The 21,529-nt window shown below is 71.1% G+C and carries 21 protein-coding genes; 12 read left to right on the top strand and 9 right to left on the bottom strand.

Annotated elements, in window-relative coordinates; genetic code table 11:
* The first annotated feature begins 125 nt into the window (after window positions 1-125).
* Entirely contained in the window at window positions 126-734 is a 609-nt protein-coding gene (locus ACIGXX_RS37115; protein WP_351165091.1) for a hypothetical protein, read from the top strand.
* Window positions 735-767: 33 nt separating this feature from the next.
* On the opposite strand, the gene ACIGXX_RS37110 is transcribed toward ACIGXX_RS37115, so the two are convergent.
* Window positions 768-1,286, bottom strand: coding sequence for a hypothetical protein (locus ACIGXX_RS37110; RefSeq protein WP_351165092.1), 519 nt, complete (start codon window positions 1,284-1,286; stop codon window positions 768-770).
* A gap of 40 nt (window positions 1,287-1,326) precedes the next feature.
* Between ACIGXX_RS37110 and ACIGXX_RS37105 the strand changes: the two genes are divergently transcribed.
* Window positions 1,327-2,049 (top strand): 3-keto-5-aminohexanoate cleavage protein, encoded by a 723-nt coding sequence (locus tag ACIGXX_RS37105; RefSeq protein WP_361462998.1) that lies wholly within the window; start codon window positions 1,327-1,329, stop codon window positions 2,047-2,049.
* Between the two features lie 443 nt (window positions 2,050-2,492).
* On the opposite strand, the gene ACIGXX_RS37100 is transcribed toward ACIGXX_RS37105, so the two are convergent.
* Window positions 2,493-3,074, bottom strand: a complete 582-nt coding sequence (locus ACIGXX_RS37100; RefSeq protein ID WP_351165094.1) for an XRE family transcriptional regulator — start codon at window positions 3,072-3,074, stop codon at window positions 2,493-2,495.
* A gap of 101 nt (window positions 3,075-3,175) precedes the next feature.
* Between ACIGXX_RS37100 and ACIGXX_RS37095 the strand changes: the two genes are divergently transcribed.
* On the top strand, window positions 3,176-4,324 hold the full coding sequence (locus ACIGXX_RS37095; RefSeq protein ID WP_361462995.1) for an aryl-sulfate sulfotransferase: 1,149 nt from the start codon (window positions 3,176-3,178) through the stop codon (window positions 4,322-4,324).
* Between the two features lie 4 nt (window positions 4,325-4,328).
* Complete coding sequence (locus ACIGXX_RS37090; protein ID WP_399982518.1) at window positions 4,329-5,639, top strand: uracil-xanthine permease family protein; 1,311 nt, start codon at window positions 4,329-4,331, stop codon at window positions 5,637-5,639.
* Here the strand turns inward: ACIGXX_RS37090 and soxR are convergent.
* Window positions 5,596-6,063 carry a redox-sensitive transcriptional activator SoxR gene (soxR, locus tag ACIGXX_RS37085; RefSeq protein WP_351165097.1) on the bottom strand — a complete coding sequence of 156 codons (468 nt, stop codon included), beginning with the start codon at window positions 6,061-6,063 and terminating at the stop codon, window positions 5,596-5,598. The two genes, ACIGXX_RS37090 and soxR, sit on opposite strands and share 44 nt — an antisense overlap.
* 95 nt (window positions 6,064-6,158) lie before the next feature.
* Here soxR and ACIGXX_RS37080 point away from each other — a divergent pair, with 95 nt between their 5' ends.
* Complete coding sequence (locus ACIGXX_RS37080) at window positions 6,159-6,623, top strand: MaoC family dehydratase (RefSeq protein WP_361462990.1); 465 nt, start codon at window positions 6,159-6,161, stop codon at window positions 6,621-6,623.
* Window positions 6,624-6,651: 28 nt separating this feature from the next.
* Here the strand turns inward: ACIGXX_RS37080 and ACIGXX_RS37075 are convergent, their stop codons facing one another.
* The 3 genes from ACIGXX_RS37075 to ACIGXX_RS37065 form a co-directional block, all read right to left on the bottom strand.
* Window positions 6,652-7,275: a TetR/AcrR family transcriptional regulator gene (locus ACIGXX_RS37075; protein WP_351165099.1), complete on the bottom strand. Its 624-nt coding sequence runs from the start codon at window positions 7,273-7,275 to the stop codon at window positions 6,652-6,654.
* A gap of 68 nt (window positions 7,276-7,343) precedes the next feature.
* Window positions 7,344-7,634: a YiaA/YiaB family inner membrane protein gene (locus tag ACIGXX_RS37070; RefSeq protein ID WP_351165100.1), complete on the bottom strand. Its 291-nt coding sequence runs from the start codon at window positions 7,632-7,634 to the stop codon at window positions 7,344-7,346.
* A 112-nt stretch (window positions 7,635-7,746) separates the two neighbouring features.
* Window positions 7,747-8,898: an acyl-CoA dehydrogenase family protein gene (locus ACIGXX_RS37065; protein ID WP_361462987.1), complete on the bottom strand. Its 1,152-nt coding sequence runs from the start codon at window positions 8,896-8,898 to the stop codon at window positions 7,747-7,749.
* Window positions 8,899-9,005: 107 nt separating this feature from the next.
* Between ACIGXX_RS37065 and ACIGXX_RS37060 the strand changes: the two genes are divergently transcribed.
* Both ACIGXX_RS37060 and ACIGXX_RS37055 read left to right on the top strand, forming a co-directional pair.
* Entirely contained in the window at window positions 9,006-9,656 is a 651-nt protein-coding gene (locus ACIGXX_RS37060; RefSeq protein WP_366462616.1) for a TetR/AcrR family transcriptional regulator, read from the top strand.
* Between the two features lie 615 nt (window positions 9,657-10,271).
* Window positions 10,272-11,339 (top strand): urea transporter, encoded by a 1,068-nt coding sequence (locus tag ACIGXX_RS37055; protein ID WP_399982511.1) that lies wholly within the window; start codon window positions 10,272-10,274, stop codon window positions 11,337-11,339.
* On the opposite strand, the gene ACIGXX_RS37050 is transcribed toward ACIGXX_RS37055, so the two are convergent.
* From ACIGXX_RS37050 to ACIGXX_RS37040, 3 genes are all read right to left on the bottom strand, one after another.
* On the bottom strand, window positions 11,305-12,654 hold the full coding sequence (locus tag ACIGXX_RS37050) for an MFS transporter (RefSeq protein WP_399982508.1): 1,350 nt from the start codon (window positions 12,652-12,654) through the stop codon (window positions 11,305-11,307). The genes ACIGXX_RS37055 and ACIGXX_RS37050 overlap by 35 nt on opposite strands.
* A gap of 265 nt (window positions 12,655-12,919) precedes the next feature.
* The gene (locus ACIGXX_RS37045) at window positions 12,920-14,002 is read right to left on the bottom strand and encodes a Zn-dependent alcohol dehydrogenase (RefSeq protein WP_399982505.1); all 1,083 of its coding nucleotides are present in this window, start codon (window positions 14,000-14,002) and stop codon (window positions 12,920-12,922) included.
* 35 nt (window positions 14,003-14,037) lie between these two features.
* Window positions 14,038-15,426 carry an aldehyde dehydrogenase family protein gene (locus tag ACIGXX_RS37040; RefSeq protein ID WP_351165110.1) on the bottom strand — a complete coding sequence of 463 codons (1,389 nt, stop codon included), beginning with the start codon at window positions 15,424-15,426 and terminating at the stop codon, window positions 14,038-14,040.
* A gap of 316 nt (window positions 15,427-15,742) precedes the next feature.
* Between ACIGXX_RS37040 and ACIGXX_RS37035 the strand changes: the two genes are divergently transcribed.
* The 5 genes from ACIGXX_RS37035 to ACIGXX_RS37015 all read left to right on the top strand — a co-directional run bounded on the left by ACIGXX_RS37035 (window position 15,743) and on the right by ACIGXX_RS37015 (window position 21,517).
* The gene (locus tag ACIGXX_RS37035; protein WP_351165111.1) at window positions 15,743-16,957 is read left to right on the top strand and encodes a S8 family peptidase; all 1,215 of its coding nucleotides are present in this window, start codon (window positions 15,743-15,745) and stop codon (window positions 16,955-16,957) included.
* 258 nt (window positions 16,958-17,215) lie between these two features.
* Window positions 17,216-18,229, top strand: coding sequence for a LacI family DNA-binding transcriptional regulator (locus ACIGXX_RS37030; RefSeq protein WP_351165112.1), 1,014 nt, complete (start codon window positions 17,216-17,218; stop codon window positions 18,227-18,229).
* A gap of 125 nt (window positions 18,230-18,354) precedes the next feature.
* Window positions 18,355-19,698, top strand: a complete 1,344-nt coding sequence (locus tag ACIGXX_RS37025) for an extracellular solute-binding protein (protein WP_351165113.1) — start codon at window positions 18,355-18,357, stop codon at window positions 19,696-19,698.
* Window positions 19,695-20,633, top strand: a complete 939-nt coding sequence (locus tag ACIGXX_RS37020; protein WP_366462612.1) for a sugar ABC transporter permease — start codon at window positions 19,695-19,697, stop codon at window positions 20,631-20,633. Before ACIGXX_RS37025 ends, ACIGXX_RS37020 begins: the two co-directional genes overlap by 4 nt.
* Window positions 20,630-21,517 carry a carbohydrate ABC transporter permease gene (locus ACIGXX_RS37015; protein ID WP_399982498.1) on the top strand — a complete coding sequence of 296 codons (888 nt, stop codon included), beginning with the start codon at window positions 20,630-20,632 and terminating at the stop codon, window positions 21,515-21,517. Before ACIGXX_RS37020 ends, ACIGXX_RS37015 begins: the two co-directional genes overlap by 4 nt.
* Window positions 21,518-21,529 lie beyond the last annotated feature (12 nt).

The following is a 21,529-nucleotide window of genomic DNA, read 5'->3' as shown; positions in this document are numbered from 1 at the left end:
TCACAGCCCCTCATCGCGGGCACGATGACGTTTATCTGAAATCGGATGGGCCATAAGGGAGCCGAATCGCGTGTCGATACGTCTACTCGGCAACGTCCGAGAACGTGTGACGGAGGTGCAGGGCGATGGCCGGATTCCGGAGTCTCGCGAGACAGGTGCGTGATCCGCTGAGCGATTTGGCACTGCGACGGTACTCGCTGCGCAAGTGCCTGGAGAGGTTCGCCCCCTACGGCCACCGGGCGACCTGGGACCATCTGTGTTCCCGAGCGGGCTTCGGCCCCGAGGACCGGTCGCCCGACCCGGCGCGGCTGGTGGCCGCGCTCGACGAACTGGAAGCGGCGCGGGCGGTCTGGCTCGCCTACGAGGAGGGCTTCGCGGAGCGCCGCCGCAAGGAGAAGCACGACGGGCTGCGCCGGCCCGGCAGCGAGGACGACTGGCACCGGTGCACCTGGGGAGGGTGCGGGGTCGCCTGGTGCGACGACCCCGGCGTCCACCCCTCCGAACCACTCGCCGAGGTACTGCGCAGGCTGATCGCGGCGCTCGAGCGGGAGCCGGGCACGGTCTGCCCGGTGTGCTCCCGCTCCGACCTCGTCTGGACGCACGGCCTGGCGCACGAGCCCTCTTCGGGCGCCGTCTGCACGGGCTGCGGAATCGTGGTGCCGGCCCCGGTGCTCACGCCCGCGGCGATGGCACGGGCGCGGGCACGGCGGGCACGACCGCTGGTCTCGGCGTGAGGCCCCGGAGCTCGACGTCCAGTCGTACGGCGGCTAGGGCGTCGCCACGTCCGACTGTATGGCCAGCTTGAACTCGGCGAACATGAGCGGCACGGCGATCTTCACGTCGCCCGGTCCGCGCGCCGATATCTTCAGGCCGACCGGTGTCCGCGGATGCACGAACATCTGCCAGGTGTGCGTGCGGTACTGCCCGCCCCTGGTGGGCACCCAGTCGGTGGTGGCCGTCGAGTCGTACCCCGTGGAGCCGCCGAGCGGATCGCGCACATAGCGCGCGCGGTACTCGGTGGGCCGGTCGTCCGGCTCCCAGAAGATCATCGCCGACAGGGTGCCCCAGCCGTCGTGGCTCGGCCAGATGAGCCCCGACCGGGCGTCCGGGAACTGCGAGGGGTTGGTGCTCCCCTTGCCCGGGTCGTGCATGTGCCACGGGTCGTACGACTCCTCGGTGCCCGCGTACGGGAACCGCACGAGGTGGTAGCCGTCGCTGTCGTACTTGATCTTCTGCGGTCCCGTGCGCGCGGCGCTCCACAGCAACGAGCAAATGGCGATTCCCATCGGCCTTCCCCCTGTGTGTCCTCGTCTGTGCTGTCCTGTGGTGATGCAGGTATGTGTGAACGGCGCCCGCGGCGCGGGCGATGGAGCGTTGATCCCCATGTCTCCCGGGGCGATGGCCGAGTCCGTGGCGCAGGCCGTCGCCGCCGGCGCACGGGATGTTCATGTTCACCCCAAGTCCCCTTGTGGACAAGACTCGTTGACGCCGCGTGCGGTTGCGGCCGCGCTGGAAGCGATCCGTTCCGTGACCTCCGTCCCCGTCGGCGTGACCACGGGGTCGTGGGCCGAACCGGACCCGGCCGACCGGGTGGCGCACATCCGCGCGTGGACGGTGCTGCCCGACCACGCGTCGGTCAACTGGCACGAGCCGGGCGCCGAAGCGGTGGCCGAGGCGCTCCTGGACCGCGGGGTGGGCGTGGAGGCGGGCATCTGGTCGGGCACGGACGGCGCTGAACGCTTCACGGCGTCAGCGCTCGGCCCGCGCGTCCTGCGGGTGCTGGCCGAGGTGACGGACCCGGACCCCGCCACGGCCCGCGACTCGGCCCGCGCCCTCCTCACCGTGCTCGGCCGGGCACACGGCCGCCCCGTCCTGCTGCACGGCGAGGAGGAGGGCACCTGGCCGGTGCTGCGCCTGGCGGGACGACTGGGGCTCGCGACACGCATCGGCCTGGAGGACACGCTGGTCCTGCCGGACGGCGAACGGGCAACGTCGAACGCCCAGTTGATATCGGCCGCCCTCTCCCTGCTGAGCACGCCACCCCACTAGGCCGGGCGCACTCCCGACGGCAGGCGCGGCGCGCCACCACCCACAAATCCCCTGGCTCCACCGCTTTGCCATCGCCACTGCGCCTGCCCGTACGGCACATAGAACCCAGGAGCCCGTCGACGCCCTCGAACCGGCCCAGGTAGGGCCTGCACCGCGCGGGTGGCCGCCAACGGCAGGGGACGACTCACCCAAGCCACCGGAGACCAGCCCCCGTGCACCCGCAGCCGGGAGCGCGCGGGAGGGGACGGGAGGGGACGGGCCGGTATGTCCGCCCGGAGCACGGCTCCCGGCACTCCGGGGCCGAAGTACCCAGGCGGCCACTGGACGACAGCGAGGACGGACATACCGGCGCGGCACCGCACCCACCCACAGACCGGACCCGCAGCACGCCCCACAGCCCGCAGCCGCCACCGCACCACCCACGGAGAGACACCGCACCCGCCTCAGCGGCCCCGCTCGTCCGTCACCCTCACGCCGTCCGCGATCCCGACCACCAGGACCCGCGTCCCCTCCTCCAACGGACGCCACCGGTGCGGCAGTTCAGCCGCGCAGTACAGCGTGTCCCCGCGGTCCAGGCGGTACACCGAGCCGTCCGCCTCCACCTCCGCCGAACCGTCCGCCACGTACAGAATCTCGTCGTTCCGGTGGCGGTACTCACGGCCCCAGTCGTGGTCGCCCGTGAACTCCAGGGCGTGCAGCCGCTGGTGGCCGCGGACCAAGGGGCGCATGCGGGCACCCTCGCCCTCCCCCACCGAAGCCGATCCACCGCGCACCACATCCACCGGGCGCGGCGGATCCGCCGAGGCCAGCAGCTGCACCGCCGTCGTGTCCAGGGCGTCGGCGATCCGCTGCAGCGAGCCCATGCTGGGCCGGGAGCGCCCGTTCTCCACCTGGCTCAGGAACGGCGCCGAGACCCCCGCCCGCGCCGCCACATCGGCCAGCGTCAGATCCAGGGCGCGGCGCAATCTGCGGATCCCGGGACCCACCTGCGGAGCACCCGCACCATTCACATCCCTCGCACCCATGTCCCTCAGCCTATCCCCCGGGTTAACCTCTTTCGCACTGCTTAAGAAACTTAAGCAACCCCCGACAGCACCAGCCGGCAGTCGACGAGAGGACAGCCCCCATGCCCCACGTAGACCAGAACCAGCGCCGCCGCCGCGGCACCGGCCTGATGGCCCTGGACGAGGACGCCACCTACGGCGGCTACACCCTCTTCGCCCCCCTCACCGGCAACGGCGAGGTCTACCTGATCGACGCCCACGGCGAGATCGCCCACCAGTGGAACCTCCCGCACCGCCCAGGACGCCACGCCCGGATCCTCCCGAACGGAAACCTCGCCTACAACGGCGTACTCCCCGACGAGCCCGCCCTCTTCCCCATGTGGCACAAGTACCGCGGCGGGATCATGCAGGAGATCGCCCCGGACGGCACGGTCCTGCGCGAGCACCGCGACCGCCACCAGCACCACGACGCGCACCACTACGGCGACGGCCGGCTCCTCTACACCGCTCTCGAACCCCTGACCGGCGCGGACGCGGCGGCCGTACGCGGCGGAGTGCCCGGCTCCGAAGCGGCCGACGGCACCGTCTGGGCGGACACCATCGTCGAGGTGGACGCCGCGGGCAACACCACCTGGCAGTGGAAGGTCTCCGAACACCTGGACCGCACCGCCTTCCCCCTCCACCCCGACTACGCCCGCGAGCACTACCCCCTCATCAACAGCGTCCTGCCGACGAGCGACGGCAACATCCTCGCCAGCTTCCGCTCGGTCTCCGCCGTCGTCGTCATATCCCGCGAGACGGGCGAGATCATCTGGCGCTCCGAGCCCGGCGTCGTCTCCCAGCAGCACTGCCCCACCGAGCTGCCGAACGGCAACTTCCTCGTCTTCGACAACGGCGTGTTCCGGCCGCACTGGGACGTTCCGTTCAGCCGGGTCGTCGAGATCGAGCGCTCCAGCGGGAAGGTGGTCTGGGAGTACCACGACCCGGCCCGCGAGTCGTTCTTCGCGCCGTTCATGGGCAGCGCCCAGCGCCTCCCGAACGGCAACACCCTGGTCACCGACTCCCCCGAGGGCCGCCTCTTCGAGGTGACCGCGGACGGCTATCTGTGCTGGGAGTACGTCGTGCCGTTCTTCGGCGGCTACGAGGAGGAAGAGGTCCGCAAGCTCTTCCCCTCCGAGCCCAACGCGGTCTTCCGCGCCTACCGTTACGCCCCCTCCGAACTGCCCTGGCTCGACCACGACGACCCGACGCCCGCCCCAGCGAAGGGCTGAGCCCGTGGTGGCCGCCGTCGACGAGCGCCTCCCGCTCCCGCGCCTCGCGCCGCTCGCCCTCCAGCACCTGCTCGCCGGGATCGCGGCGCCCGTCTCCTCCGTGATCCTGATCGGCACGACGCTGCGCCTGACCCCCGGTCAGACGGCCTCGCTGCTCAGCGCCACCCTGGTGCTGTGCGGCATCGGGGCGCTGCTCCAGTCCCTCGGGGTGCGGGCGCTGCGCGTCGGCGCCCGGCTGCCGTTCCTGATGCTGCCCGGCGGCGCCGCGGTGGCGATCTTCCTGCAGATCGGCAAGGAGTACGGGGCCGCGACGGCGTCCGGCTCCGTCCTCATCGCCGCGGTGTTCCTGATCTGCGTACTGCCCTTCTACGGACGCGTCGTGCGGCTGTTCCCGCCCCTGGTGATGGGCACGACCGTCGTCCTGATCGGCATCAACATGATCAAGGTGACCGCGCCGATGGTGGCGTCGGGACCCGGCCCCGGCTTCGCGACGCTCGGCGTCATCGCGGTCCTCTTCCTCGTCCTGCGGGGCGTGTGGCGGCAGATGGCGGTGCTCCTCGGCCTCGCGGCCGGCACGGCCATCGCGCTCCTGCTCGGCACGGACATCCATCTCGCGTCCGGCGCCGCGTTCGCCCTGCCGGACCCCTTCCCCTACGGCGCCCCGCGCTTCGACCTGCTCGCCGCGATCCCGCTGCTCGTCTTCGCGCTCGCCTCGCTGGCCGAGGCCACCGGTCAGACGGTGCTCAACAGCGAGGCGGTCGGCCGCACCCCGGACGCGGGCCGGGACGTGCCGCGCATCGCCCGCGCCGACGCCCTCGTCTCGCTGGGCGCCGGTGTCTTCGGTACGTCGCTGATGGTGACCAGCGCCGAGAACATCGGCATCGTCCAACTCACCCGCGTACGCAGCCGGTTCGTGACGGCGGGCGCGGGCGTACTGCTCATCGTCTGCGGTCTGCTCACCCCGCTGACGCGACTGCTCGCCGCCATCCCCGAGCCGGTGGTCGGCGCGGCGGGCCTGGTGATCTACGCGGTGATCGCCGTCCTCGGCTTCAGCATGCTGTCCCGGGTCGACCTCACGCACGGCACCGACAGCGTGGTGGTCGCGCTCGCCCTGGTCGTGGGGCTGCTGCCGGTGATGACCCCGGACCTGTACGCGCCGCTGCCGTCCTGGGCGCACACCATCTTCGGCAGCGGAGTGGCGGCGGGGGCGCTCGCCGCGGTGATCCTGAGCGTGGCCTTCCGCCACCTGGGGCCGAGGGAGCGGCCCCAGGTCACGACCGGGGCCTGCGCTCCACCAACAGACGGGAGCCGGTGAGGCGGTCGCCGAAGACGTCGTCGGGGTTGGAGAGCACGCAGTTCTCCAGGGAGAGGCAGCCGCAGCCGATGCAGTCCGTGAGGTGGTCGCGCAGGCGGCCCAACTGATTGATCCGCTCGTCCAGTTCCGAACGCCACGCCTCCGAGAGGCGCGCCCAGTCCTCGCGGGTGGGGGTGCGCTCCTCGGGGAGCGAGTCGAGCGCCTCGCGGATCGTGGCGAGCGGAATGCCGACGCGCTGGGCGGCGCGGACGAAGGCGACCCGGCGCAGCGCGTCACGGTGGTAGCGGCGCTGATTGCCCGAGGTGCGGCGGCTGGTGATCAGGCCCTTGGACTCGTAGAAGTGCAGGGCGGACACGGCCGCGCCGCTTCGGGCCGACAGCTGGCCGACCGTGAGCTCGTGGATCTTCTCTGGGATCTGGGGCACCCCTCCAACCCTAATGGCTGCTCCGTTGACACACGTCGACGCACACAGCATGCTGAGCAAGCGCTTAGTTCGATTACTTTGAGGAGGCCAGGGACATGGCAGAGCCGAGGATCTTCGCGTCGCCCGACGACCTGCGTGCCGGAGTCGGCGAGCAGCTGGGACACAGCGACTGGCTGGAGGTCGACCAGAAGCGGATCGACCTGTTCGCCGACGCCACGGGCGACCACCAGTGGATCCACGTGGACGCGGAGAAGGCGGCCCAGGGCCCCTTCAAGACGACCATCGCGCACGGCTATCTGACGCTGTCGCTGCTGCCGAGCCTGGTGCCGCAGGTCATGCGGGTCGATGGCATGAAGATGGGCGTCAACTACGGCACCAACAAGGTCCGCTTCCCCTCGCCGGTGCCCTCGGGCTCCCGCGTGCGCGCGACCGCCGTGCTCAAGGAGGTCGAGCCGACCAAGGACGGCGGCGTGCAGGTGACCGCCGTGGTCACCGTCGAGCGCGAGGGCAGCGAGAAGCCCGCCTGCGTCGCGGAGTCGGTCTCCCGCTACTACTTCTGAGCGCCCACCACTACTCCTGGGCCCACCACTACTTCTGAGCTCCCACCATCCGCAGCACGAGGTCGGCGTAGAGCGCGCCGACCTCGTCGGGCGTCCGCTGACCCGCGACGTTGAACCAGCGGGCCACGTCGATGCAGAGCGAGAGCACGGCCAGCGTGGTGCCCGGCACGTCGGGGACGTCGAACTCCCCGTCCCGCACCCCGTCGTTGATGATGTCGCGCACGGTGGCGTCCGACTGGCGGCGCAGCGCGACGATCTCCGTGCGGTGTTCCTCGCCGAGCGCGTCCAGCTCGTACTGGACCACGCGTGCGGTGGTGTGGTGGTCGGCGTGCCAGCGGACGAAGGAGCGTACGGCGTCGGCGAGCCGGTCCGCCGCGCTGCCCGGACCGTCGGCCGCGGAGCGCAGGACCCGCAGGGCCTTGTCGTGGCCGATCCTGCTGATGCGGTGGAGGAGCTCTTCCTTGGTCTTGTAGTGGATGTAGAGCGCCGCCGGGCTCATGCCGGCGCGGCCCGCGATGTCCCGGGTCGTCGTCGCGTGGTACCCACGCTCGGCGAAGGCCTCGACGGCGGCGATCAGCAGCCGCCGCGCCGCATCAGGCGTGACCTCGCCCCATGGCAGGTCCTCGCCCTCGGTCTTCTCCGCCGTGCTCATCGCCCACTCCTTCCGCCGGTCGGAGGGACACCATACCCCCGGCGGTGAGCAAGCGCTTAGGATGGCGGTCAGGCGATCGGCTTGAAGGGGTCGTGTTCGGCGAGGATCTTCTCCAGACGGGCCTGGTCGACACGGCTGACGAGCTGGCCGGCCTCCTGCTTGTCCCGGATCACCTTGGCGAGGGTGAACGCGGACGTCGTCAGGTACAGGACAGAGATGGCGAGGAAGGCGCGGATCCAGCCGCTGACGTCGAGGCTGTAGATGCCGACCGCAGTGGCGCCGAGGGCCACGGCGAACGACGCGACCGCCTGACCGTAGTAGGCGGTGGTGCCCTGCTGCTTGACCGGTGTCTCACTCATGATCAGAGCCTGGCCCGGGAACGGCGGCGGCACATCCGCTGTCGTACTCAGGTCTCGTACTCAGTTCCCTTGCTCAGTTCCCTTGCTCAGTTCCCTTGCTCAGAAGGCGCGTTCAGAACGCCGAGACCCCGGTCAGCGCGCGTCCGATGACCAGCTTCTGGATCTGGCTCGTGCCTTCGTAGAGCGTCATCACGCGCGCGTCGCGCAGCAGCTTGCCCGCGGGGTACTCGTCGATGTAGCCGTAGCCGCCGAAGACCTGGAGCGCGTTGTTGGCGGCGCGTACCGCGGCCTCGGACGCGAACAGCTTGGCCTTGGAGGACTCCGTGGTGAAGGGCTGCCCGCGGTCGATGAGGTCGGCGACCCGCCAGGTCAGCAGGCGTGCGGCGTCCACGTCCACGGCGATGTCGCTGATCAGCTCCTGCACCAGCTGGTGCCCCGCGATGGCCTTGCCGAACTGCTCGCGCTGGGTCGCGTACGTCACCGCCGCGTCGAGGGCGGCCTGGGCGATGCCCACGCACCCCGCGGCGACCGACATCCGGCCCTTGGCGAGCGCCGACATGGCGACCGAGAAGCCCTTGCCCTCGGGCGCCATCATGGCCGACGCCGGGACGCGTACGTCCTCGAGGACCAGCTCGGCGGTGGCCTGGCCGCGCAGGCCGAGCTTGCCGTGGATGGTGCGGCGGGTCAGGCCGGGGGTGTCCGTCGGCACGAGGAAGGCGGAGACGCCCTTGTGCCCGGGGGCGTCGTTCGTGCGCGCGAAGAGCAGCACGACGTCGGCCCAACTGCCGTTCGTGATGAACATCTTGGAGCCGTTGACGATGTAGTCGTCGCCGTCGCGCACGGCCTTCGTGGAGAGGTTCCCCGCGTCGGACCCCGTGCCCGGCTCGGTGAGCCCGAAGCAGCCGACGAGCTCACCGGAGGTGAGCCCGGGCAGCCACTGCCGCTTCTGCTCCTCGCTCCCCCAGTGCGCGATGGTCTTGGCCACGAGGCCCAGCGAGACCGACACGATGCCGCGTACGGAGGAGTCGCCGCGGCCCAGCTCCTCGGTCACCAGGCAGTACGCGAGGTGGTCGCCGCCCGAGCCGCCGTACTCCTCGTCGATGGTGAGCCCGAGGAAGCCGACCTCGCCGAGCTTCTTCACGATTGACCGGTCCACGCTCTCGGCGCGGTCCCACTCGATGACGTGCGGGGCGATCTCGCGGGCCACGAAGTCCTTGGCCAGCTGCCGTACGGCGGACTGCTCCTCGCTGAGCTCCAGATTCATCGGGGCACCTCTTCGGATCGACTCGGGGGAACGGTGTGCGGACCGGCATGGGGTTCGGATTTAAATTAGCACTGCTAGTTTCCTGCGGCAGCCCTACTATGTGCCGCATGGCCCGACCGCGCAAGCCCCTCCTCAGCCGAGAACGCATCGTCGAGACGGCGCGTGCGCTCGTGGACGCCGAGGGCCTCGCCGCCGTCTCGACGCGGCGCCTCGCCGCGGAGCTCGGGGTCAGCGGGCCTTCGCTCTACAACCACTTCCGCACCAAGGACGAGATCCTGGAGGCGGTCGCGGACTCGGTGAGCGCGCAGGTCGACCTGTCGATGTTCGAGGCCGCCGACGAGCGCGACTGGCGTACGGCGCTGCACGACTGGGCCGTCTCCTATCGCGCGGCGCTCACGCGGCACCCCAACATCGTTCCGGTGCTCGCGAGCGGTCCCGGCCGCCGGCCGGCCGGGCTGCGGCTCGCGGACGCGGTGTTCGGGGCGATGGTCGACGCGGGCTGGCCCGCCGCGCAGGCCACGTCGATCGGCGCGCTGATGCGGTACTTCATCATGGGCTCGGCGCTGGGTTCCTTCGCCGGTGGCTTCGTGGACGACGAGGCCGCGTACGACCCGGCCGACTATCCGCACCTGGGCCAGGCCCACCTCCTGGCCGAGCGCCAGCAGGAAATCGACGAACGGGCCTTCGAGACGGGCCTACGGGCACTGCTCGACGGCCTCGCGCTCCAGTACACGCAGGTGGCGACGCCTGCGGGATGACGGGCTGCGCCTGCCGGTCGCCGGTCGCCGTGCGGGACTCGTCTGTGGGTGGGTGCGGGGCCGACTGCGGGTCGTGGGGCGTGCTGCGGGGTCGCTCTGTGGGTGGGTGCGGTGCCGACTGCGGGTCGCGGGGCGTGCTGCGGGGTCGCTCTGTGGGTGGGTGCGGTGCCGACTGCGGGTCGCGGGGCGTGCTGCGGGGTCGGTCCGTGGGTGGGTGCGGGGCCGCGCCGGTATGTCCGTCCTCGCTATCGTCCGGTGACCGCGGGGCTGCTTCGGTGCCGGAGTGGCGGGAACCGTGCTCCGGGCGGACATACCGCCGCGTCCCCTCCCGCGCGCTCCCGACTGCGGACGCCGGGGCCAACCCGCCTCCCCACCCACCCGTCACGCAGATCACCCGCCCACCCACCCACTCATCCCTTGTCGCCGCGGGGTAATCGGGTGGGTGGGCGGGAAAGGCCTGTTCGTTGCGGGCAAGGCTGCGGGGGGGGGAACGGGCGGGTGCGCGGGAGGGGTTTGTTCGTGGAAAGGCGGATGCGGGGCACCGTTCGGGCGGAAGTGGATGTAAAGTGCATCCGTCTTGTCGGGTGAAACATGGACGTAACACGGGAGTGAACCGTGGGGCATTCAACGGATGCCGGGTACCTGCCCTTTGACGTCGAGGGCGGGCCGCCCTCCCGTATACGGTCCTTCGCCACCGACGTCCTGCGCGGCCAGGCACAGGTCACCTTCCTGCCCAGCGCCGCAGCGGGCGGAATCTTCTGCGTGGCGCTCTTCACGGCGGGCTGGGAGTACGGCCTCTACGGCCTGGCGGGCACGGCCGTCGGCACGGCCACCGCGCGACTCCTGGGAGCGGCGCACGACCGCGTCTCGACCGGGCTCGAAGGGTTCAACGCCTGCCTCACGGCGCTGTGTTTCGCCGTGTTCCTCGGCGCGGAGCACCTGTCCACGGCCGTGCTCGCCCTCGCGGGCTGCGTGGTCGTCACGGTCCTGACGGCGGCGGCGGTCAACCTCCTCGCCGTCGGGAACCTGCCCTCGCTCACCCTCCCGTACTGCCTGCTCGCCAGCGCCATGACGATCGCGGCGCCCGGCTTCGAACGGGTCTGGCACCACGGGGAGAGCCTGGCCGCGCTGCCGCGCGCGGCGACGGGCCCCACCTCGCTCCAACTCGCCGACCTGGCACGGGCGTTCTTCGCCGGCTTCGCCCAGATCTTCTTCATGCCGCAGTGGTACGTCGGTGCGGTGCTGCTCCTGGGCCTCTTCGTCGCGAGCCGCCGCGCGGGGGCCGTGGCGTGCCTGGGCAGCGTGGTCGGGACCGGTTCGGCATGGGCGCTCGGGGCGCCGGCCGCGCAGATCACGGACGGCACGATGGGATACAACTCGGTGCTCGTCGCGCTCGCACTGTGCGGCGTCTTCCTTCCCGCGCGGGGCGCGACGCTCGCGTACGCGACGGTGGGCGCCGCCACGGCGACCGCAGTGGCGGCGGCCATGTCGGCGCTCCTCGCGCCGTCCGGCGGGCACACGTTCACCTGGCCGTTCGTGCTGACGACGCTCGCGTTCCTGGCGGCGGCCAAGTCCTTCTCGCGGCTGTGTACGCCGACTCCGGCGCCGTCGGTCACGACGGCGCCGGAGTCCGCGGCCACCGGTGGTCTCAGCGGGAACTCGCCCGCCCCGCAAGCACCTTGATGGAGATCAGGGCGATCACCGCGAGGCCGATGATGTACGCGGAGACGGCCATCGACGTGCCCGTCGCCTCCAGGAGCAGCACCATCACGAACGGCGCGAGCCCGCCGCCGAACACGGCCGCGATCTGGTAGCCGAGCGAGGCTCCGGTGTAGCGCATCTCGGCCGTGAAGAGCTCCGCGAAGAGCGCCGCCTGCGGCCCGTACATGATGCTGAGGAAGCAACTGGTCACGAAGGTGCCGACGGCCAGCCACAGCAGCGAACCGGTGTCGATGAGCAGGAACATCGGCACGGCCCAGACCGCGAGCCCCGCGGCGCCCAGGGCATAGATCTTCAGCCGCCCGACGCGGTCGGACAGCGCGGCGGACGCCGGGATCAGGGCGAGCTGGGTGAGGCTGACGCAGAGCGAGACGGTGAGGACCGCGCTGCGTTCCATGTCGAGCTCGCGGGTGGTGTAGTCGAGGACGCCGGTGATGATGATGTAGAAGGTCGCGGTGTTCACCGCGAACGACCCCCCGGCCAGGAAGACGGTGCCGAGGTGGTGGCGCAGGATGGTACGCAGGGGCGAGTTGCCCTCTTCTCCGACGGCGCCCTTCTGGCTCTTCTCCTTCTCGGCGAGCGCCCGCTCCGCCTCGCGGAACTCCGGCGTCTCCTCCACGCGGGTGTGGATGTACCAGGCCAGTACGAGGACCAGGAGGCCGACCATGAAGGGCACTCGCCAGCCCCACGCCTCGAAGGCGCTCTCGCTGGTGACGGCCCCGGCGATCAGGAAGACGGTGTTGGCGGTCACCACGCCGATGGGGACGCCGAGCTGGACCAGGCTGCCGTAGAGGCCGCGCTTGCCCTCGGGGGCATACTCGGTGGCCATCAGCATCGCGCCGCCCCACTGCGCGCCGACCGCGATGCCCTGGAACACGCGGAGGGTGACGAGGAGGACCGGCGCGGCGATGCCGACCGCCTCGTACGTGGGCAGCAGGCCGATTCCTGTGGTGGACAGGCCCATGAGGGTCAGCGCGAGGACCAGCATGGGCTTGCGGCCACGCTTGTCGCCGAGGTGGCCCGCGATGATGCCGCCGACCGGACGGGCCAGGAAGCCGACGGCGAAGGTGGCGAACGCGGCGAGCACTCCGGCGGAGGAGCTGCCGGAGGGGAAGTACAGGTCGCCAAGGACGAGGGCGGCGGCGATGCCGAAGACGAAGTAGTCGTACCACTCGACGGCCGAGGCGAGGGCGGCAGCGGTGGCCACCTTGCGGCGGTGGGGATCCGCCGGTGACGCGGGAGCGGAGAGGGGTGCTACGGAGGTCGGTGCGGGGTCCATGCGGGTGCACACTCCGGTGGGTCCGGGGACGGGACAGGGGGTGGGCGTGTGATTGCAGGGACCGTACCGACCGGTGGGTATGTGGTCAACGGTTCAGGCAGACAGGCTTCTTCCCCGGCCCCGCCCCTTCCCGAAGACCCGCTCGGCGCGGGAGCCTTGGTCACCGGCTTCGCCGAGTTCGTCCTCGATCGCCGGACGGGCTGAGATGTCAGCCCGTCCGGCGATCGAGGACGTCTTGTGCGGGTCCGGGGCGGAGTGTCGGGGACTAGAACACCACCAGCGCCCGGCCCCCCTTGCCCGCGACCATGTTCTCGAAGGCCGCCGGAATCCCGTCCAGGGCGATCCGGTCCGTCACCAGGCCACTCAGGTCGAACCGCCCCGCCCGGATGTGATCGGCGAGGACCGGCAGGTCCACCGCCGGGTCCGAGTTCCCGTACACGCACCCGGACAACGTCCGCCCCCAGTGGAAGATCTCCAGGGCGTTGAAGGTGACCTGCTGGTCCTTGCCGCCGATGCCGACCACCGTCGCCCGGCCGCCGCGCCGCGTGGACTCCCAGGCCGTACGGATCGTCACCGCACGCCCCACGCACTCCACCGCCACGTCCACGCCCTGCCCGCCGGTCAGCCCGCGGATGTCCTTCGCCGTCCTCTCGGAGGCGACCACGTACTCCGTGGCCCCGGCGGACCGCGCCAACTCCTCCTTCTCCGGGGTCACATCGACCGCGATGATCTTCGAGGCGCCCGCGATCCGTGCCGCCTGGAGGGTCGCGAGGCCCACTCCCCCGACCCCGAAGACCGCCACCGTCTCGCCCTCCCGGACCTTCGCCGAGTGGTGCACGGCGCCGTACCCGGTGAGCACGGCGCAGCCGAGGAGCGCCGCGTCCGTCAGCGGGACGCCGTCGGGCGCGGGCAGCACGCAGTTGGCCGCGACCACCGTCTCCTCGGCGAACGCGGCGACGTTCAGGCCGGGGTGGAGGTCCGCGCCGTCCGAGGCGCGGCGGGCGTACACGTCGGCCGCACCGGCCAGCGCGTTCACGCACAGCCACACCTCGCCGAGCGAGCAGGGGTGACAAGTGCCGCAGGAGGGAGCCCAGTTGAGGACCACCCCGTCGCCCGGTGCGACATGCGTGACGCCGTCGCCCACGGACACCACCGTCCCCGCGCCCTCGTGCCCGAGCACGGCCGGTACGGGCACCCGCATCGTGCCGTTGGTCAGGGACAGGTCGGAGTGGCAGACCCCGGCGGCGGCGAGACGCACCCGCACCTGGCCGGGGCCCGGCTCGGGCAGGTCGATCTCGGTGATCTCCAGGGGAGAGCCGACGGCGGGCAGAACAGCGGCGCGGACCACGGTGACGTACTCCTTGTGAAGGCGCGGAACGGGGTTCAGAACTGGAGGGACTTCGTCTGGAGATACTCGGCGAGGCCGTGCGGGCCCAGCTCCCGGCCCACTCCCGACTGCTTGTAACCCCCGAACGGAGCGAGGGGGTTGAAGCTGCCGCCGTTGATGTCGACCTGTCCGGTGTCCATGCGGCGGGCGAAGGCGATCGCCTCCGCGTCGTCGGCCGCCCAGACCGCGCCCGCGAGCCCGTACACGGTGCCGTTGGCGATCCGCAGGGCCTCGTCCTCGTCCTCGTACCTGATGATCGAGACGACCGGGCCGAAGATCTCCTCCTGGGCGATCGTCATCTCGGGGGTGACGTCGGCGAAGACCGTCGGCTGGACGAAGTAGCCCTGCTCGCGCGGTGCTTCGGAGCCGCCGGCCACCACGCGGGCGCCCTCCTCGACCCCCTTGTCGATGTAACCGCGCACGCGCGCCTGCTGCTTGGCGTTCACGACGGGGCCGATGCGGGCGCCGTACTTGGCCGCGGCGTCGGCGGCGAGGGAGACCGCCTCGTCGTACCGCGCGGAGTCCACCAGCATCCGGGTCCACGCGCTGCACGTCTGACCGGAGTTGGACATGACGTTGGCGACGCCCGCCTTGACCGCCTTGGTCAGGTCGGCGCTGGGCAGGATGACGTTGGCGGACTTGCCGCCGAGCTCCAGGGCGACGCGCTTGACCGCGGCGCCCGCGGTCGCGCCGATCTGCTTGCCGACCGCCGTCGAGCCGGTGAAGGAGACCAGGTCGACGTCCTCGTGCTCGGCGAGCGCCTGACCGGCGACCGGACCGAGGCCGGTGACCAGGTTGAAGACACCGGCGGGGATGCCCGCCTCGTGCGCGGCCTCGGCGAAGAGCTGGGCGGTGAGCGGGGTGTCCTCGGCGGGCTTCAGGACCACCGTGCAGCCGGCGGCGAGCGCGGGGGCCACCTTGTTGACGATCTGGTGGAGGGGGTAGTTCCACGGCGTGATCGCGCCGACCACGCCGACCGGCTCCAGGTAGACCGTGGAGTTGCCGATCTTCTCCTCGAAGGCGTACGTCGCGGCGAGATCGGCATACGAACCGGAGACCAGGATCGGCACGCCCGCGTGCACCATCTGCGAGAACGGGAGCGGGGAGCCGAGCTCCGCCGTCACCGTCTCGGCGATCTCGTCCTTGCGCGCGACCAGCTGGTCGCGCAGGGCGCCGATGAGCGCGCCGCGCTCGGCGGGCGGGGTGGCGGCCCAGGAGGGGAAGGCCTCGCGGGCGGCGCGTACCGCCGCGTCGATGTCCTGTGCCGTACCGGCGGGGACCTGGCCGATCGGCTGCTCGTCGGCCGGGTTCAGGACCGTGATCGTGTCCGTGCCGACGGCGGGCCGCCAGGCACCGCCGATGTACATGCCGTCGTGGGCCTTCATCGCACTCCTCAGGTAGTCGTCCGCACCCCAAACTAGCGCTGATAGTTTTTCGGCACCAGGGGCGCCGGGGCCGGGGACATACACCCCGGCCGGACACCTACCCCCCATACGGTCCGTCGAATTCGATTGCGGCGATGTGACAGACACATGTCAAGACTCCAACTCCCTTGATCTACGCCCGTAGAGCCGCCAGTCTGCTGTTCGCGCCGAGAGCGGAACGCACCGCTCCCGGCTGTGTGTGCGATCACGCACACGCCCCCACAGTTGCGCCGCCCGACCCAGGGCGCGCGCCGCCTATGAGGAGGACTCCCTCGTAATGGCAATGCTGCGCAGCAAGAAGACTGTGATCGCCGCGGCGATCTCGACCGCGACCGCCGCCACTCTGCTCGGTGCGGTCACCGCCCTTCCGGCCCAGGCCGCCCCCACCGAAGGCACCGTGATCGGGGCCGGCTCGGCCGACGCCGTCAAGGGCAGCTACATCGTCACACTGAAGAAGACCTCGGGCTTCAGCGCCGCCTCGACCCAGGGCAAGGGCCTGATATCCGAGTACGGCGGGTCGGTGAAGAAGACCTTCAAGTCCGCACTCGACGGCTACACCGTCGACCTCAGCGCGGCGGAGGCGAGAGCGCTCGCCGCCGACCCCGCCGTCGCCACGGTCGAGCAGAACCGGCGGGTCCAGGCGGACGCGACCCAGAGCAACGCCCCCTGGGGCCTGGACCGCATCGACCAGACGAGCCTGCCGCTGTCCGGCACCTACACCTACCCGGACACCGCGGGCTCGGGCGTCACCGCGTACGTGATCGACACCGGCGTGCGCATCACGCACTCCGAGATCAGCGGGCGCGCGGTGAACGGCTACGACGCCGTGGACGGCGACAACACCGCCCAGGACGGCAACGGCCACGGCACGCATGTCGCGACCACCATCGCGGGAAAGACGTACGGCGTCGCCAAGAAGGCCAAGATCGTGGCCGTCCGCGTGCTCGACAACAACGGCTCCGGCACGACCGCCGGTGTCATCGCGGGCATCGACTGGGTGACGTCCAACCACGCGGCGGGCGCGCCCGCCGTGGCCAACATGTCGCTCGGCGGCGGGGCCTCCACCTCGCTGGACAACGCGGTGAAGAACTCCATCGCCGACGGCGTCAGCTACGCGGTCGCCGCGGGCAACGAGGGCGTCAACGCCTCCTCGTCGTCCCCGGCGCGGGTCCCCGCGGCCATCACGGTCGGCGCCACCAGCAACACGGACGCCAAGGCCAGCTGGTCCAACTACGGCTCGGTCCTGGACATCTTCGCGCCGGGCGTCTCCATCAAGGCCGGCTGGAACACCGGCGACACGGCCACGAACACCATCTCCGGTACGTCGATGGCCACTCCGCACGTCGCGGGTGCCGCGGCCGTCTACCTGGCGGGCCACACCTCGGCCACGCCCGCCCAGGTCTCCTCGGCGCTGGTGAACGGAGCCACCTCGGGCAAGGTCACGAGCCCGGGCAGCGGTTCGCCGAACAAGCTGCTGAAGATCGTCCAGTAGCAGCCGCGTAGCACTTCTCAGCACCCCGTTCCCCGGAGGCAGCCGGCGCCTCCGGGGAACGTCTGCCTTCAGCCGGACCCTCGCACCGCGGCCACCGGCAGGCCGCACGCGGCTCCGCGTAGATTCTGTAGCTTCATGGATGTCCCACTCCTCTAGGCTTCACGTCAACTCCGGTGTTCCGGAAGACTTCTGCAAAGTTTCGAGAGTGCGTCCGGAACGGTAAGGGCGCGACGGGGACTCGTCAATGGAGGTGGGGAAGTGAGCCGGTCCAGGAGCAAGGTGACCATCACGGAGATAGCCCGGCAGGCCGGCGTCTCGGTGCCGACGGTCTCGCGGGTGGTCAACGGCCGGTCCGACGTCTCGGAGGAGACCCGCGCGCGCATCGAGGACCTGCTGCGGGAGCACGGCTACGAGCGGCGCGCGAACGCGCCCGGCAGCCGTGCCGCCCTCGTCGACCTGGTCTTCAACGACCTCGACAGCCCCTGGGCCGTGGAGATCATCCGTGGTGTGGAGGAGGTGGCGCACGCGGCCGGCGCGGGCACGGTCGTCTCCGCGATCCACGGCGCCTCGGGTTCGGCCCGGCAGTGGATGAAGAACCTGCGGGCCCGCGCCTCGGACGGCGTGATCCTGGTGACCTCCGTCCTGGAGCCGGTGCTCCACGACGAGCTGCGGCGGCTCGGCGTGCCGCTCGTCGTGATCGACCCGGCGGGTTCACCGGCCCTGGACGCACCGACCGTGGGCGCCACCAACTGGGCGGGCGGAATGGCCGCGACGGAGCATCTGCTCTCCCTGGGCCACCGCAGGATCGGCTTCATCGCGGGTCCGCCGCGGCTCCTGTGCTCCCGGGCCAGGCTGGACGGCTACCGGGCGGCGCTGGAGAGCGCGGGCGTGCCCGTCGACGACGAGCTGATCGTGCCGGGCGACTTCTACCACGCGTCCGGGTTCGCCGGAGCGGGCGAACTGCTCGGCCTCGCCGAGCCGCCCACCGCGCTCTTCGCCGCCAGCGACCAGATGGCGCTCGGCGCGGTCGAGGCCCTGCGGCGGCGCGGCCTGCGCGTGCCCGAGGATCTCAGCGTGGTGGGCTTCGACGATCTGCCGGAGGTCAGCTGGTCGGCGCCGCCGCTGACGACCGTGCGCCAGCCCCTGTCCGACATGGGGAAGCTGGCGGCCCGTACGGTGCTGCGGCTCGCGCTCGGCGAGGAGCCCGCGTCGCCCCGCATCGAACTGGCCACGGAGCTGGTGGTGCGGGCGAGCACAGCGCCGCGCGCCTGAAGCCCGGTCCGTAGTTCCTTCGAACTCCCTTTCCTGTCAGGAGCGTTGACACGTCCGAACGGTGGCCGTAACTTCCGTGCGCATCGACCGATAATTTTCGGAACCCTTCCGGAAGGTGCGCTGCGATGCCTACTCCTCCCCTGCGCGGACCGCGCCGACCGCGCCCACGCATACGAACGGCCCTGGCCACCGCGGCCCTGACGCTCGCCGCCACCGGCCTCTCCGCCTGTGGCAGCGGCGGACCGCAGGACAGTGCGGGCGGTGGTGGCGCCGCGCTCGAGGCCTGGGTCTACGGCGACCCGTCGGCCGCCGTACAGCGCAAGGTCGTCGACCGCTTCAACAAGACCTCGGACGTCAAGGTGAAGCTCGTCGAGATCCCCGGCGAGGGCTACCAGGACAAGATGCGCACCTCCATGGGCACCGCCAACGCCCCGGACATCTTCTTCAACTGGGGCGGCGGCTCCATCAGCGACTTCGCGGCCAAGGACATGCTGGTCGACCTCGGTCCGTACCTGAAGAAGGACCCCGCGCTGAAGAAGGCATTCATCCCCTCGATCCTGGACGCGGGCCGCATCGAGGGGACGTACTACGGCGTTCCGATGCGCGGCATGCAGCCGGTGATCCTCTTCTACAACAAGAAGGTCTTCCGTGAGGCGGGCGCCCAGCCCCCCGGCTCCTGGGACGACATGCTCGACCTGATCGACACCTTCAAGGAGAAGGACGTCACGCCGTTCGCGCTCGCGGGCGCCGATCCGTGGACCGAGCTGATGTGGCTGGAGTACCTCCTCGACCGGTTCGGCGGCCCCGGGGTCTTCCAGAAGATCATGGACGGCGACAAGTCGGCCTGGAACGACCCCGCCATGATCAAGGCGGGCGAGACGATCCGCGATCTGGTCGACCGCGGGGCCTTCGGCAAGAACTACAAGTCCGTCAACTACACGGCGGACGGCGCCTCCACCCTGTTCGCGCGCGGCAAGGCCGCCATGCACCTGATGGGCAGCTGGGAGTACGCCAACCAGCAGGCCAACCAGAAGGAGTTCGCCAAGTCGGGCCTCGGCTGGACCTCGTTCCCGGCGGTGCCCGGCGGCAAGGGCGACCCCAAGGACGTCGTCGGCAACCCCACCAACTACTGGTCCGTCAACGCCACCCGGGTCAAGAAGGGCGAACGGCGCGACGCGGCGGTGGAGTTCCTCAAGTTCGCCTCGCGGCAGAGCTACGCCAAGGACCTCGTCGCCAACGGAGACGTCCCCGCGACCTCGGACGCGAAGAAGCAGCTCGCCGCGCACGAGAACCCCGAGTACGCCACGTACCAGTACGACATGGTGAGCCAGGCCCCGTCCTTCACGCTCTCCTGGGACCAGGCCCTGCCCGCCAGGTTCACCGCACCGCTCACCAACAACCTCCAGAAGCTCTTCAACGGCGACCTGAGCCCGAAGGGCTTCGCCGACGCGATGCGGGAAGTGAAGTGACCCCGGCCCCCGTTCGAAGCCGGGCGGGCCATGCGGGCCGGGCAGGCCATGCGGGCCGTGCGGGCCGCCCCGGGCTCCTGTGGGCAGCGCCCGGCGCCCTGTTCTTCCTCTGCTTCGCGATCGGCCCGCTCCTCCTCGTCGGCTATCTCTCCTTCACCGAGTGGGACGGGCTCGGCGGCCTCCCGTCCTTCAGCGGCACCGGCAACTGGCGCCGCCTGTGGCAGGACTCCACGATGCGCGACGCGGTGGTCCTGAGCCTGCTGCTCACCGCGCTGACCTGGCTCGTCCAGACGCCGATCGCGCTGCTGCTCGGCGTCTGGGCGGCCGGCCGGCAGAAGAATCGCGCGGTGCTCAGCGCCGTCTTCTTCCTGCCTTTGCTCGCCTCCTCCGTCGCACTCGCGCTGCTCTGGAAGACACTCCTCGACCCCAACTTCGGTCTGATCGCGGACATCGGCCCGTGGATCGGCTTCGCGGACGGCGACGTGCTCGGTTCGCCGCGCGGCGCCTTCGGGGCTGTGCTGTTCGTGGCGGCCTGGCAGTTCATCCCGTTCCACACGCTGCTCTACCAGGGCGGCGCCCGGCAGATCCCGCGCTCGCTCTACGACGCGGCGTCGATCGACGGGGCGGGCACGGTGCGGCAGTTCTTCCACATCACGCTGCCGCAGCTGCGCAACACGATCGTCACCTCGTCCGTCCTGATGGTGGTCGGCGCCCTGACCTTCTTCGACACCGTCCTGATCCTCACCGAGGGCGGCCCCGGCACGGACACCACGATCGTCCCGTACTGGATGTACGAGACGGGCTTCGTCTCCCGCGACATGGGCTACGCGAGCGCGATCGCCACGGCGCTGGTCGTGGTCGCGACGGGCGTCTCGCTGCTGCTCGTCCGCCTCACCGGCTTCGCGGCGATGCGCTCGACCCGGGAGGGCCTGTGACCAGCACCCTGGAGCGGCGGCCCGACACCCGCGGCCCCGCGCGGCCGCCTCGCGGGACCCGCCGTCGGCGCGAGCGCCCCAACCTCCCCGCCGGAGCCGCCGCGCTCCTCTGGCTGGTGATCATCGCGCTGCCGCTGTACGTCCTGCTCGCCACGACCCTCCAGTCGCGCGACGCCTACTTCGACCGCGGCCCGCTCTCCGTCCCCGCCGACCCCACCCTCGACAACTACCGCCGCGTCCTGGACAGCAGCTTCTTCACCTACCTCCTCAACACCGCGGTGGTGACGGTCGCCTGTGTCGCCATCGTCCTGGTGCTCGGGGTGTGCGTCGGCTACGCGGTGGTGCGTGCGCGCGGCCGGGGCGCCCGGCGCCTCTTCCAGATGTTCCTGCTCGGCCTCGCGATCCCCGCCCAGGCGGTGATCATCCCGGTCTTCCTGCTGATCACGAAGTTGCGGTTGTACGACTCGCTGCTCGCGGTGATCCTGCCGACGGCCGCGTTCGCGCTGCCGGTGAGCGTGCTGATCCTCACCGGTGCGATGCGGGACATCGACGAGGAGCTGTACGAGTCGATGGCGCTGGACGGCGCGGGCCCGGCCCGCATCCTGCTCCGCCTGGTCGTGCCGATGTCGCGCGGCGGCATCTCCACGGCCGCCGTGTACACCGCCCTGCAGGCGTGGAACGGCTTCCTCTTCCCGTTGATCCTCACCCAGTCCCCCGAGTCCTGGGTGCTCACCCTCGGCCTCTACGACTACGTCGGCGAGTTCCGCGTCGACGTCCCCGCCCTGCTCGCCGCGGTGGTCCTGTCCATCGTGCCCATCTTCGCCGTGTACCTCTTCGCCCGCCGTCAGCTGGTCGACGGTCTGATGGGCGCGGGCGGCCGCTGACTTGAGGAGTTC

The sequence above is a fragment of the Streptomyces sp. NPDC055243 genome (genome assembly GCF_044544025.1).
Taxonomy (GTDB): Bacteria; Actinomycetota; Actinomycetes; order Streptomycetales; family Streptomycetaceae; genus Streptomyces.
Note: the sequence above shows the minus strand (reverse complement) of the source record. Positions and strands in the feature narration are given on the sequence as shown.